This window comes from Nonomuraea sp. NPDC059007 (assembly GCF_042740555.1).
In the GTDB taxonomy this organism is placed as follows: domain Bacteria; phylum Actinomycetota; class Actinomycetes; order Streptosporangiales; family Streptosporangiaceae; genus Nonomuraea.
In genome coordinates this window covers 49906-63251 of the sequence record NZ_JBHYJD010000010.1, presented here as the reverse complement: position 1 = coordinate 63251, position 13346 = coordinate 49906, and the positions used below count along the sequence as shown (strand labels likewise).

Here is a 13346-nt window from a genome sequence, read left to right as displayed (position 1 = left end):
CGTATGTGCGGAATTGTGGCTTACGTCGGTCCGAAGGACGCCGCCCCCATCTTGCTGGAGGGTCTGCAGCGACTGGAGTACCGCGGGTACGACTCGGCCGGGGTCGTCGTCTCCAACAAGGGGTTCAAGGTCCGCAAGGTCAAGGGCCGGGTGGCCGACCTGGCGCAGGCCGTACCCGCGCGATTCAAGGGCACGCTCGGCATCGGTCACACACGGTGGGCCACCCACGGCGTGCCCAGCGACGTCAACGCCCACCCGCACCTTTCCGCCGACGAGCGCGTCGCGGTCGTCCACAACGGCATCATCGAGAACGCCACGGAACTGCGCGCCAAGCTGGAGGCCGACGGCGTCGTCTTCGTCTCCGAGACCGACTCCGAGGTGCTCTCCCACCTGATCGCCCGCACCGTCGAGGAGACCTCCAGCCTGGAGGAGGCGGTCAGGAAGGCGCTCAAGAGCGTCGTCGGCACCTACGGCATCGCGGTCCTCGACGCCGAGCGGCCCGGCGAGGTCGTCGTGGCCCGCAACGGCAGCCCGATCGTGCTCGGCATCGGCGAGAAGGAGATGTTCGCCGCCTCGGACGTGGCCGCGCTGGTCCGCTACACCCGCCAGGTCGTCCACCTGGAGGACGGCGAGCTGGCCGTGCTCAAGGCGGACGGTTTCCACACCTTCGCCAGCGGCGGCCTGGAGACCGCGAAGGAGCCCCTGACCGTTGACGTCGAAGCCGGGCACTACGACACCGGCGGCTTCGAGCACTACCTGCTCAAGGAGATCTCCGAGCAGCCCGAGACCGTCGCCCGCACGCTGCGCGGCCGCCTCGACGAGCGCTTCCACATCGCCCACCTGGGCGGGCTCAACATGGACGCGCGCGAGACCCGCTCCTTCCGCCGCGTGAAGATCATCGGCTGCGGCTCCGCCTACTACTCCGGCCAGATCGGCGCCCAGCTCATCGAGGAGCTCGCGCGCATCCCCGCCGACGCCGAGCCCGCCTCGGAGTTCCGCTACCGCAACCCCGTCGTCGACCCCGACACCCTGTACGTCGCGATCAGCCAGTCGGGCGAGACCTACGACACGCTCGCCGCCGTCCAGGAGCTCAAGCGCAAGGGCGGCCGCGTCATCGGCATCGTCAACGCCGTCGGCAGCGCCATCGCCCGCGAGGTGGACGGCGGCATCTACCTGCACGCCGGGCCGGAGGTCTCGGTCGCCTCCACCAAGGCGTTCACCTCCACCGCGGTGGCGTTCGCGCTGCTCGCGCTGCACTTCGGCCGCGTGCACGACCTCTCGCCCGCCGACGGCCGCCGCATCGTGGACGGCCTGGCCAAGCTGCCCGACCAGATCGAGGAGATCCTCAAGCAGGGCGACCGGATCAGGGACTTCGCGCGGAAGTACGCGGGCCGTCCGTCGATCATGTTCGTCGGCCGGGTGCGCGGCTACCCCGTGGCCAGGGAGGGCGCGCAGAAGCTCAAGGAGATCTCCTACATCCACGCCGAGGCCTACCCGGCCAGCGAGCTCAAGCACGGGCCGCTCGCGCTCATCGGCCCCGAGATGCCGACGGTGGCGATCGTCCCCGACGACGAACTCCTGGACAAGAACCTCACCACGCTCGGCGAGATCCGCGCCCGCGGCGGCAACGTCCTCATGATCGGCCACCGCGAGCCCGGCGCCAAGCTGGCCGACGACGCGATCGTGGTGCCGAAGAACGAGATCGAGCTCGACCCCATCCTGCTGACGATCCCGCTGCAGCTGCTGGCCTACCACGCCGCCGTGGCCCTGGAGCGGGACGTCGACAAGCCCCGCAACCTGGCCAAGAGCGTCACGGTCGAGTAGGGGCTACCTGCGTACGGGCAGGTGGAGCGGGCGGACCATGATGCTGCCCACCGTCCATTCCACCTCCTCAGCCGGTACGGCCAGCCGCAACCCCGGCATGCGCGCGGCCAGCACACCCAGGAACTCCTGCACCTCGGCCCTGGCCAGGTTGGCGCCCAGGCAGTAGTGGGCGCCGCGGCCGAAGGCCAGGTGCGACTGCCCGGCGGCGCGGTCGAAGTCCATGGTGGCGGGGGAGGGGAAGACGCCGGGGTCGTAGTTGGCCCCGGCGAAGGAGGCGATGACCCCCTCGCCCTTCCTGATCGGGCCCGAGGGCAGTTCGACGTCCTCGGTGGCGACGCGGATGAGCGGGCTGTCGCCGGGCTGTTCCACGCGGAACAGTTCCTCGGTCGCCCGCGGGATCACGCCGGGGTCGGCGACCAGGCGTTCGAAGCCGTCGCGGGGAGCCAGCAGCCGCAGCGCCGCCCTGGACAGGATCGAGCCGGTCGTCTCGTGCCCGGCCAGGAACAGGCCGAGCGTCATGCGGACGAGTTCGTCCTCGGTGAGCCGGTCGCCGCCGTCCCTGGCCTCGATCATGGAGGCGAGCAGGCCGTCGCCCGGGGCGTCGCGGTGCTCGGCGATCATCGTGGCGCAGTAGGCGTAGAACTCCGCGGCCGATCCGGCCTTCTCCTCCTCGGTGAGGCCGGAGGAGGAGAGCATGGCGTCCGACCAGCGCCGTACGCGCTCGCTGTCGATGCCGGGCACGCCCATGACATCGCAGATCACCTGGACGGGCAGCGGGAAGGCGAACGCGGTCACGAAGTCGAACTCGGCGGGCAGCCGGTCGGCGAGGTCGGTGGCCAGCTCGCGCAGGCGGGGGCGCCAGCCGTTCACCTGACGCGGGGTGAAGGTACCCGACAGCAGGCGGCGCAGGCGGGTGTGGTCGGGCGGGTCCATGCCGATCAGGCCGCCGGGCGCCTCGGCGATCGTGAAGCCGCTGAACATGCGGGGCGCGCCGGGGTAGGACAGGTCGCGGCTGAAGCGCGGGTCGGTCAGCACCATGGCGGCGTCCTCGTAGCGGGTCGCCAGGTGGACGTGGTCGCCGCTCGGTACCTGGACCAGGCCGAGCGGTTCCTTCTCACGGCGGATGGCGTATTGGTCCGATGGGGCACCCCTCCGACCGGACGTAAAGGGGAAATGCTCGAAATCGGCCATGAATCGGACGGTATCCAGTGAAGTCATGACTGAGAAGACCTAAGATCATGATGTGGCCTTCGACCCGCAGACGCCGAATCTGGCGCGGATGTATGACTACATGCTCGGCGGCAAGAACAACTTCGGCGTCGACCGCGACGCGATCGACCAGCTGTCGAAGCACATCCCGGAGGCCATCCCGATAGCCAGGGCCAACCGCGCCTTTCTGCAACGGGCGGTGCGGGCGCTGACCGAGGCGGGCGTCCGGCAGTTCCTCGATCTCGGCAGCGGCCTGCCCACGCAGGGCAACGTGCACGAGATCGCGCCCGAGGCCCGGGTCGTCTACGTCGACAACGACCCGGTCGTGGCGGCGCACGCCCGCGCGCTGCTGGAGGAGTCGGGCCGGGTCGTCTTCCTCCACGCCGACCTGCTGCGGCCCAGAGAGTTACTGGCCAGCCCCGAGGTGGGCGGCTTCCTCGACCGCACCGAGCCGGTCGCGGTGCTGCTGGTGTCGATCCTGCACTTCGTCCAGGACGCCGACGACCCGGCGGGCATGGTCGCGGTGCTGCGCGAGGCCGTGCCGCCGGGCAGTTACCTGGTGCTCACGCACGCGGTGCCGACGCTCGGTGACCCGGAGGCGGAGGAGGAGGCCAAGAACATCTACCGCGGCTCCTCCGTAGGCGGGGCCGTGGGGCGTACCGAGGCGGAGATCCTGGGTTTCTTCGGTGACTTCGAGCTGGTCGAACCGGGACTGGTCGAGGTGACCGAGTGGCGCCCCGACACGCCCCGGCTGGTCGGTGAGGACCGGCTGCCGCCGTACCTGCGGGCCGCGATGGGCCGCAAACCCGGCCGCCCCCGCTAGCCCGCTGCCTCAGGGCACCAGCAGTCCCCAGTAGAGCGCCCAGGGCAGGAAGGCCGCGGCGCCGGTCAGCAGGACGGCCAGCCGTACCCGCTCGGAACCACGCGCGCGGCGCGCGGCGGGCACCGTGAGCACGGCCGCGACCAGCGCGAGCACCGCGAGGGCCTGCAGGACCAGCCAGACGAGCGGGCGGCCGGCCACCAGCGGGCCGGGTGAGCCCAGCTTGCCGCCCGTCATGATCGAGTAGAACAGGTAGGCCAGCGCGCCGAAGGCCGCCACGGGCGCGGCGATCGCCACCGTCCGCGGCCAGCCCGCCCTCATGTCCGCCGGGGTACGGCCCCGCACCCGCCTGACCAGCGCCCAGACCGGGTAGCCCAGGAAGGCCACGAGGAACAGCACCAGCGCCCCCACCTGCACCGCGGCCGACTCCCACCAGGCCGGCGGCGGGACCGCGACGGTCAGCGACGCCTGGCCGGGCAGCTCGCCCACGCTCTCCGCGGTGGGCAGCCGCCCGGCGGCGACGCGCTTCACCCAGGTCCCGACGGCCTCGGCGTAGCCGGGCGCGAGCTCGGGGGAGCGGGTGACGCCGCGGTCGGGCGTGAGGTGGGCGGCGTGGTCGGCGCCGGCGAAGTAGCGCAGCGTGTAGTGCTCGTGCGAGAGTCCCTCGGCCAGCAGCCGCGGGGTCTCGCGCGGCGGGGTGAGCAGGTCGTGGGCGCCCCAGATGCCGAGCACGGGCTGGGTGACCCGGGCGAGCACGGCCTGCGCGTCGTGCCAGGGCATCGGGAACTGCCCGGCGCCGGCCAGCAGCCGGTAGACGGCGGGTACGCCGCGGTCGGGCACCGGGCCGCTGACGCCCGCGTTGCGCAGCCCGGCGGCGACCGCCCAGGTCTGCTGGCGCAGCGGCTGCATGGCGTTGCCGCCGACGATCACCACGAACGCGACGTCCTTGGAGCGGGTGGCGGCCAGCGGGGCGACCCAGCCGCCCTCGCTCAGCCCCCAGATGCCGACGTTGTCCCGGTCGACCCCCGCGAACGCGCGCAGGGTCGCGTGCGCGCCGAGCGCGTCCTCTGCCAGCTGGCCGTAGTCGCGGACGGTCATCGAGTAGCCCTCGGAGCGTTTGTCGTAGACCAGCACGGCCAGGCCCTGGCGGGCGAAGGCCTCGGCCTCGGTCATCAGCTTCGTGCGCGGGGTCCCGCCGCCGGATCCGTGCACGAGCACCAGGCCGGGCAGCGGCCCGCGCGCGCCGGAGGGGACCAGCACGCTGCCGTGCATCGGGAGGCCGCCGCTGCCGCGGAAGGCGACCTCGGTGACGGTCAGCCCGTCGGCGGCGAGCGCGGGAACGGCCGGGACGAACGCGCAGACGAGCGCGAACACCATGATCACTAACCTCTTCATGCTGCCGACGCTACTCTGCAGAGAGGTCTCGGCAAAGACATGTCTGCAGAAATCATCCGGCAGGACTAAGCTCTCTCCTCATGAGGGATGAGGATGGGGCGCCGCTGTATCTCGACGATCACGAGCGTCTGAAGGCCCTGGCCCATCCGATGCGCCGGCGCATGCTGACGCACCTCAACGTGCACGGCCCCGCCACCTCCACCACGCTGGGCGAGCTGCTCGGCGCCAAGACCGGCACGACCAGCTACCACCTGCGCCAGCTGGAGAAGTACGGCTTCATCGAGGAGATCCCCGAGCGCTCGGCCGGCCGCGAGCGCTGGTGGCGCAAGGCCGACATGCCACGCGACATCCGCACGCCGAACTTCCGCGACGTGGCGCCGGAGAGCCGCGCGGTGCTGGAGGAGTTCTACCGCATCGGCATGGCCGAGGACCGTGCGCTGCTGGACCGCTTCGGGGCCGCCTACCGGCGCGACCCCGACTGGGCCAAGGCCTCGCGGGGGTTCGGCCGGATGACCAAGCAGGATCTCGACGCCTTCTTCGAGGAGTACATCGCGCTGCTGGCCAAGTACGGCCACCGGGCCGACGACGCGCCCCCGGACGCCCGCCCGCTCTACATCAGGATGTTCGCGCTGCCGGCCGATGATACGTGAAGAGTGCCCCCCGATGTGTAACACCGTGTGATCTGCCAATAACCTCATGTAATGGGAGGTCTCGCGGGGTTCGGGGAGGGGCATCATGCGGCGTCGGCAGTTCTTCGCACTCGGGCTCGGCCTGGCCGCCTGTGCCTCCGGATGCGCCACCGCGGGTGGCGGCGCGCACGGCCTCGGCCCCGTCGGCGTCGTCCCCGGCGGTGAGCGATGGGCCCCGGTCGCGCAGGCTCTCTACCGCACCCTGCGCAGGACCGGCTACCCCGCCACCGGCACGGGCGGCACGACCACGGTCACCGTCACCGGCCTGCCCGCGCTGGCCGCCGCCGAGCTGAACGACCAGCGCCCCATGCACGTCACCACCACGCCGCTGGCCAGGCTCACCGGCAACGTCGAGGTGCTGGTGGTGCCGGCCAACTCGCGGCTCAAGGACTTCGACGCCTTCGCCGCCCACCTGCTGGCCCAGCCGGAGCGCACCTACCTGGCCGGCGGGCCCCTGGGCGAGCCCGATCACCTGCTGTTCGGCCTGGTCGCGCAGGGGCTCGGCGTGGACGTCAGGAAGATCGACTACACCGGCTACCCGGGCGCCCAGGAGGTGGCGGCGGCCATGCAGGGCGGCAAGGTCGCGGCGGCCACCGGGCGGCTGCGCGACTGGCGGGCCCGGCTCGACTCCGGCCGGATCAGGCCGCTGGCCGTCTCCTCGGCCGCCCGGGTCCCCGGCGTCGATGCCCCGACGCTCCTGGAGTGCGGGGTGCGGGTCGACTTCGCCGACTGGTGCGCGGTGGTCGGGCCCGCCGCGATGGACGGCGAACGGCGGGGCGCCGCGGTGCGCATGATGGAGGACGCGACCCGGTCGGCGCCGTGGCACGAGGCCTGCCGTAACGGGGGCTGGGAGGCCATCCCGCTCAGCGGCGACGACTTCGCCACGTGGCTGGCCACCGAGTCCGCCCGTACCCGCAGAGTACTCCGTGAACTCGGCATGCTCGACACGCCGAGCACAACATACCGGGGATAGTTGCGGGATCGGCCACTAGATGTAGGATCCTGCACTGTCGCTGGTTCGCCTCCCCGGAGGCGGAGCAAAAGGGAACCTGGTGCGATTCCAGGGCTGCCCCGCAGCGGTAAGCGGGAACGACCGCCGTCATGAGCACTGGACCCAGGTCCGGGAAGCGACGGCCAGTAGGACTCACGCGTTGAGACGCCCGCGAGCCCGAAGACCTGCCAGCGGTTGTCTTGTCCATTGGGCCTCGAGGGAGGGCCCGGGGGCTGCGCGGCCGGGGGATCTCCGTGCTTGCCGCGTGCGCTCTCGCGTGCCTTCGCAGGGGGAAAGCTCGCTCGCGAGGAGTGTTGCACGTGACGCAGATCGTTGAGATGGATCGGCGGCTGGCCATCGAGGAGGCGGCGGCGCGCGTGATCGCCGACCCGGCCAACTCCCGGGTCGCCGCGCGGCTGCTGGCCGAAGAGATCGCCGACGAGGCGGCCGGCCACGGTGTCCGCTCGTTCTCGGACTCCATCGCCGCCACGCACGCGGCCGGGCTGATCCAGGACGCGCTCGCCGACTTCGTCCGGCGAAATCGTGAACAGCTGGACGCGCTCATCGACGCCGACGCCGACGAGCGGTTCGAGTACTTCGGCCTGCGCACGGTCTACGACCGCTACCTGCTGCGCCACCCCGAGAGCCGCAAGGTGCTGGAGCGCCCGCAGCACTTCATGCTCCGCGTCGCCTGCGGCCTGTCCCAGACGGTCGGCGAGGCCGCCGAGCTGTACGCGTTGATGTCCACGTTGTCCTATCTGCCCTCTTCTCCCACGTTGTTCAACTCCGGCGCCCGCCGGCCGCAGCTGTCGTCGTGCTTCCTGCTGGACTCGCCCCGGGACGAGCTGGAGTCCATCTACGACCGGTACGGGCAGGTCGCCCGCCTGTCCAAGTACGCCGGTGGCATCGGCATCTCCTGGACCCGGGTCCGCTCGCGCGGATCGCTCATCAAGGGCACGAACGGGCACTCCAACGGCATCGTGCCGTGGCTGCGCACGCTGGACTCCTCCGTCGCCGCCGTCAACCAGGGCGGCCGGCGCAAGGGCGCGGCCTGCGTCTACCTGGAGACCTGGCACGCCGACATCGAGGAGTTCCTGGAGCTGCGGGAGAACACCGGTGAGGACGCCCGCCGTACCCACAACCTGAACCTCGCCAACTGGGTGCCGGACGAGTTCATGCGCCGCGTGGAGTCCGACGGCATGTGGTCGCTGTTCGACCCCAAGACGGTCCCGCACCTCACCGACCTGTACGGCGACGCCTTCGACACCGCCTACCGCGCCGCCGAGGAGCAGGGCCTGTACACGCGGCAGATGCCGGCCCGCACCCTGTACGGCCGGATGATGCGCACGCTCGCCCAGACCGGCAACGGCTGGATGACCTTCAAGGACGCCGCCAACCGCGTCTCCAACCAGACGGCCAGGCCGGAGAACGTCATCCACCTGTCCAACCTGTGCACCGAGATCCTGGAGGTGACCAGCGACGGCGAGACCGCGGTCTGCAACCTCGGCTCGGTCAACCTGGCCGCCCACGTCACCGGCACCGGCCTGGACTGGGAACGGCTGGCCGGCACCGTCCGCACCGCGGTGCGCTTCCTCGACCGCACCATCGACCTGGGCTTCTACCCGACGCCCGAGGCCGAGAAGGCGAACAAGCGGTGGCGGCCGATCGGGCTCGGCGTCATGGGCCTGGCCGACGTGTTCTTCGCGCTGCGGCTGCCGTTCGACTCGCCCGAGGCGCTGGCGCTGTCCACCAGGATCGCCGAGGAGATCGCCCTCGCCGCCTACGCCACCTCCTCCGACCTGGCCGTCGAGCGGGGCAGGCACCCGTCCTACGACGACACCCGCGCCGCCCAGGGCGTGCTGCACCCCGACCACTACGGCGTCGGCGCCTCCGAGCGCTGGGACGCGCTGCGCGCCAGGATCGCCGAGACCGGGCTGCGCAACTCGCTCATGATCGCCATCGCGCCGACGGCGACGATCGCCTCCATCGCCGGGTGCTACGAGTGCATCGAGCCGCAGGTGTCCAACGTGTTCAAGCGCGAGACGCTGTCGGGTGAGTTCCTGCAGGTCAACCGGTATCTGGTGCGTGACCTTCAGGAGCGCGGGCTGTGGACGCAGGACATGCGCGACGCCATCAAGCGCGCCGACGGCTCCGTCCAGGACATCCCCGGCATCCCGGATGAGCTGAAGGTGCTCTACCGCACCGCGTGGGAGCTGCCGCAGAAGGCGCTGATCGACCTGGCCGCGGCGCGCACGCCGTACATCGACCAGTCGCAGTCGCTGAACCTGTTCATGGCCACGCCCACCATCGGCAAGCTCTCCTCGATGTACGCCTATGCCTGGAAGAAGGGCATCAAGACCACCTATTACCTGCGCTCACGACCGGCCACCCGGATCGCGCAGACCACCGTTCAGACGACCCCCGTCCAGGAAGCGGTCGCCTGCTCCCTGGAGAACCCCGAGTACTGCGAGGCGTGCCAGTGACTGAGCGAAGCGAAGGAACCATGAAACACAGCATGCTGCTAGACCCCGGAATGGACCTGACGCTCCGTCCGATGCGCTACCCCGACTTCTACGAGCGCTACCGGGCGGCCATCCGCAACACGTGGACGGTCGAGGAGGTGGACCTGCACTCCGACCTGGCCGACCTGGCCAAGATGTCGCCGCAGGAACGCCACCTGATCAACCGCCTGGTCGCCTTCTTCGCCACCGGCGACTCCATCGTGGCCAACAACCTGGTCCTCAACCTGTACCAGCACGTCAACGCCCCCGAGGCGCGCCTCTACCTGTCGAGGCAACTCTTCGAGGAGGCGGTGCACGTGCAGTTCTACCTGACGCTGCTCGACACCTACCTGCCCGACCCGGACGAGCGGGTCAAGGCGTTCGCCGCGGTGGACAACATCCCCTCCATCCGCGACAAGGCCGAGTTCTGCTTCCGGTGGATCGACTCGCTGTCCAGCCTGCAGCGGCTGGAGACGCGGGAGGACCGGCGGACCTTCCTGCTCAACCTGATCTGCTTCGCCGCCTGCATCGAGGGCCTGTTCTTCTACGGCGCGTTCGCCTACGTGTACTGGTTCCGCTCCCGCGGCCTGTTCGGCGGCCTGGCCACCGGCACCAACTGGGTCTTCCGCGACGAGTCGATGCACATGGAGTTCGCCTTCAGCGTCGTGGACACCGTACGCGCCGAGGAGCCGGACCTGTTCGACGACGAGCTGGGCGAGCAGGTCACCCAGATGATCGAGGAGGCGGTCGCGGCCGAACTGGCCTTCGCCCGCGACCTGTGCGGCGACGGTATCGGCGGCATGAACGTCGATCACATGCGTGAGTACCTGGAGTACGTGGCCGACCAGCGGCTGTCCAGGCTCGGCCTGAAGAAGAAGTACGGCGCCGCCAACCCGTTCGCGTTCATGGAGCTCCAGGACGTGCAGGAGCTCGCCAACTTCTTCGAGCGCAGGGTGTCGGCCTACCAGGTCGCGGTCGAGGGCAACGTGTCCTTTGACGAGTCCTTCTGAGATGTCCGGCACCATAGGGGGAGTGTGATTTTTCGCGACAGGTGAGGAGTGACTGTGTCGACCTGGGCGATCCTGGCCCTCTCGGTGGCAGGGGCGATCATCGTCGTGGAGGTGGCCCGCAGGCTGCTGTCCAGGGCGGGCGCCAAGTGGGGCCTGGCCAGGCATCTTGTCGAGCACTGCACCTGGGCGGGCTTCGCCACGGCCGTGGTCATCGCGGCCAACGTGGTCTTCGTGCCCGCCATGTTCGGCGGGACGCCGCAGGAGCAGACCCTCGGCGAGGGCGTCGACCGGGTGCTCGGGCTGATCACGATCGCCTGCGTCACCTGGCTGATCGTCGGCGCCGCCTACGCCGTCACGGATGTCATCCTCGACCGTCTCGTGCTCGTCGAAGGCGACCGCAACCGCCGCGCCCGGCGGATCATGACGCAGATCGCGCTGGTCCGCCGGGTCGCCACCGCGGTCATCATCGTCGTCGCGCTCGGCGCGATGCTCTTCTCCTTCCCGCAGGTACGCGCGCTCGGCGCCGGTCTGCTCGCCTCGGCGGGCATCGCCGGCGCCATCGTCGGCATCGCCGCCCAGTCCACGATCGGCAACATGCTGGCCGGGCTGCAACTGGCCTTCAGCGACGCGCTGCGCCTGGACGACGTGGTCGTGGTCAACAACGAGTGGGGCCGCATCGAGGAGCTCACGCTCACCTACGTCGTCCTGCGGCTGTGGGACGAGCGGCGGCTGGTGCTGCCGGTCTCGTACTTCACCACGAACCCCTTCGAGAACTGGACCCGGCACGGCAGCCGCGTCCTGGCGGTGGTTCACCTGCGGGTGGACTGGGCGGTGCCGGTCGACGCCCTGCGCGAGGAGCTGTACCGCTTCATCCAGGAGAACCCGCTCTGGGACCAGAAGGACTGGACTCTCCAGGTGACCGACGTGCTGCCCAACGGCCTGGTGGAGCTGCGGGCGCTGATGAGCGCCGCCGACTCGGCCTCGGCGTGGGACCTCAAGTGTGACGTGCGCGAGCACCTGGTCGGGTACGTCCGCGAGAACCATCCCGAGTCGCTGCCGCGTTTCCGCGTGGACCTGCCGACCGGCCCCCAGCCCACATCCTGGTCAGCAGAAGCCTGAGCCGTCCCGGTCCCGGACCTGCTCCTGCTTCTGGACTTGCTCCTGGTCAGCCGCGGCCTGGTTGAGGCGTCCCCGTGCGGTCATCGGCGGGTGCGGGCAAGGCCCCAGACGGTGGCCGCGACGAGCGCCACCGCCCCGGCCCCGACCAGCGCCAGATCCGGTACGCCCGCCGCCCACGCGCCGACCCGGTCCTCGAAGCCCTCCGGCACCGGCCCGGCCAGAGCGGCGGTGCCGTCGGTCACCAGGAACACCACGCCGAGCGCCACGAAGACCAGCCCCGACAGCGTGGAGGTCGTGTGCAGGCGCACCGGGCCGATCCGCAGCCGGCCGATCACGACCGGCCCCAGCTCGACGCCGCGTCCGCGCAGCCACTGGCGCCGCCCCAGGTCGTAGCGCTCCCACAGCAGGGCGAGCAGCAGCAGCGGCGCCGCCATCCCCGCCGCGTACACCGCCAGCAGCACCGCGCCCCGCACCGCGTCACCCGAGGCCGCGGCTACGGTGAGCACCGCGCCCAGGATCGGGCCCGCGCAGAACCCGGCCAGCCCGGAAACCGCGCCCAGCCCCAGCACCGCCCAGGGCGAGTCGCCGCCCAGCCGGGCGCGCAACCGCTCCACCGGCCCGAGCGTCCAGCCCTGCCCGGCGATCTGCAGCACGCCGAACCCGATCAGCGCCCACCCCGCCACCGTGACCAGCAGCTCGCGGTGGCCGTAGAAGACCCGGCTGACCAGGGCCGAACCCATGCCCAGCGGGACCAGCACCGCGCACAGCCCGGCGTAGAACAACGCCGTCCTGCCCGCCAGCGCCCGGCCGGTCGGGAAGGCGTAGCAGAAGAAGGCCGGCAGGAGCATCGCGCCGCACGGGCTGACCAGCGAGAACAGGCCACCCAGGAACGCGGCGGCATAGCCGATCTCGGTCAACGCGCCCGCCTGGCCTTCTCGATCGCCTTCTCGAAGGCGGCGACCGGCTGGGCGCCGAACAGCAGTTCGCCGTTGATGAGGAAGGCGGGCGTGCCGGGCAGGCCGAGCTGGAGCGCGAACTCCAGGTCGGCCTGTACGGCCTGCCGTACCGAAGAATCCTTGCGGTCACGCTCGAAACGCGCGACGTCGAGCCCGGCCCGATCGGCGGCCTCGCGCAGACCGGCGTCGCTCAGCGCCACCTCGCCCGAGTAGAGCACGTCGTGGAACGGCCAGAAGCGGCCCTGGCGGGCGGCGGCCCGGCCGGCGTGCGCGGCGCGGGTGGAGTCGCGGCCCCTGATCGGGTAGTCGCGCCAGAAGACGCGGGCGATGCCGGTGTCCACGTATTTCGTCTTGAGCGCCGGGGCGATCTCGCGGGCGTAGCGGCGGCAGCTCGGGCACTTGAAGTCGCCGAACTCCTCGATCGCCACCAGCGCGCCCGGCCGGCCCAGCGACAGGCCCGCCTCGACGCCGGGCGCGGTCGGGCCCACCCAGGTGGGCACGCCCGACGCGGCAGGGGAGGGCGTGGCGGGGGAGGGCGTCGTGGGGGAGGGCGTGGTGGAGCTGGGGGAGGGAGCGGGGCCGGGCGTGGCGGGCTCGGCGGGTCCCGCGCTCGGACCGGGGTCACGGCGCAGCGCGGCCACTCCCAGAACGGTCAGCGCCGCCGCCCCCGCGAGTGCGCCTGCCAGCACCCGCCGCCGTGATCGCTCCCGGGGCAGGTCATCAGTCATCCCCTCCATCTTGGCATCCGATGAGCATGCCCTTGACGCGATATATCTTGACTCCCGTCCAAGACGAGATATATCGTCTCTCACGATACGCCGACAGAGTGGGT

General features: G+C 71.1%; 11 protein-coding genes and 1 riboswitch. Of the genes, 7 read left to right on the top strand and 4 right to left on the bottom strand.

The genetic code is table 11. The features are described from left to right. Positions 1–15: 15 nt before the first annotated feature. Complete coding sequence (gene glmS, locus ACFWY5_RS18490; protein WP_379621558.1) at positions 16–1824, top strand: glutamine--fructose-6-phosphate transaminase (isomerizing); 1809 nt, start codon at positions 16–18, stop codon at positions 1822–1824. Positions 1825–1827: 3 nt separating this feature from the next. On the opposite strand, the gene ACFWY5_RS18485 is transcribed toward glmS, so the two are convergent. Then, positions 1828–3015, bottom strand: a complete 1188-nt coding sequence (locus ACFWY5_RS18485) for a cytochrome P450 (RefSeq protein WP_379633187.1) — start codon at positions 3013–3015, stop codon at positions 1828–1830. A 52-nt stretch (positions 3016–3067) separates the two neighbouring features. On the opposite strand from ACFWY5_RS18485, the gene ACFWY5_RS18480 reads away from it, so the two are divergent. Further along, positions 3068–3856, top strand: coding sequence for an SAM-dependent methyltransferase (locus tag ACFWY5_RS18480; protein ID WP_379633185.1), 789 nt, complete (start codon positions 3068–3070; stop codon positions 3854–3856). Positions 3857–3865: 9 nt separating this feature from the next. Here the strand turns inward: ACFWY5_RS18480 and ACFWY5_RS18475 are convergent, their stop codons facing one another. Then, complete coding sequence (locus ACFWY5_RS18475; RefSeq protein ID WP_379621552.1) at positions 3866–5248, bottom strand: alpha/beta hydrolase family protein; 1383 nt, start codon at positions 5246–5248, stop codon at positions 3866–3868. Between the two features lie 80 nt (positions 5249–5328). On the opposite strand from ACFWY5_RS18475, the gene ACFWY5_RS18470 reads away from it, so the two are divergent. The 5 genes from ACFWY5_RS18470 (at position 5329) to ACFWY5_RS18450 (ending at position 11558) form a co-directional block, all read left to right on the top strand. Continuing rightward, positions 5329–5898 carry an ArsR/SmtB family transcription factor gene (locus ACFWY5_RS18470; RefSeq protein ID WP_379621550.1) on the top strand — a complete coding sequence of 190 codons (570 nt, stop codon included), beginning with the start codon at positions 5329–5331 and terminating at the stop codon, positions 5896–5898. Positions 5899–5983: 85 nt separating this feature from the next. Next, positions 5984–6910, top strand: coding sequence for a Bug family tripartite tricarboxylate transporter substrate binding protein (locus ACFWY5_RS18465; RefSeq protein WP_379621548.1), 927 nt, complete (start codon positions 5984–5986; stop codon positions 6908–6910). Between the two features lie 24 nt (positions 6911–6934). After that, positions 6935–7136, top strand: a riboswitch (cobalamin riboswitch). Between the two features lie 112 nt (positions 7137–7248). After that, a complete protein-coding gene (locus ACFWY5_RS18460; RefSeq protein WP_379633183.1) occupies positions 7249–9411 on the top strand; it encodes a ribonucleoside-diphosphate reductase subunit alpha in 2163 nt (720 codons plus the stop codon). 20 nt (positions 9412–9431) lie between these two features. Then, positions 9432–10439, top strand: a complete 1008-nt coding sequence (locus tag ACFWY5_RS18455) for a ribonucleotide-diphosphate reductase subunit beta (protein ID WP_379633181.1) — start codon at positions 9432–9434, stop codon at positions 10437–10439. Between the two features lie 54 nt (positions 10440–10493). Beyond that, on the top strand, positions 10494–11558 hold the full coding sequence (locus tag ACFWY5_RS18450) for a mechanosensitive ion channel family protein (RefSeq protein WP_379621542.1): 1065 nt from the start codon (positions 10494–10496) through the stop codon (positions 11556–11558). 80 nt (positions 11559–11638) lie between these two features. Here the strand turns inward: ACFWY5_RS18450 and ACFWY5_RS18445 are convergent, their stop codons facing one another. Continuing rightward, on the bottom strand, positions 11639–12475 hold the full coding sequence (locus tag ACFWY5_RS18445; protein WP_379621540.1) for a cytochrome c biogenesis CcdA family protein: 837 nt from the start codon (positions 12473–12475) through the stop codon (positions 11639–11641). Continuing rightward, positions 12472–13242, bottom strand: a complete 771-nt coding sequence (locus ACFWY5_RS18440) for a DsbA family protein (RefSeq protein ID WP_379633179.1) — start codon at positions 13240–13242, stop codon at positions 12472–12474. The genes ACFWY5_RS18445 and ACFWY5_RS18440 overlap by 4 nt, the downstream gene beginning before the upstream one ends. Positions 13243–13346: the final 104 nt, after the last annotated feature.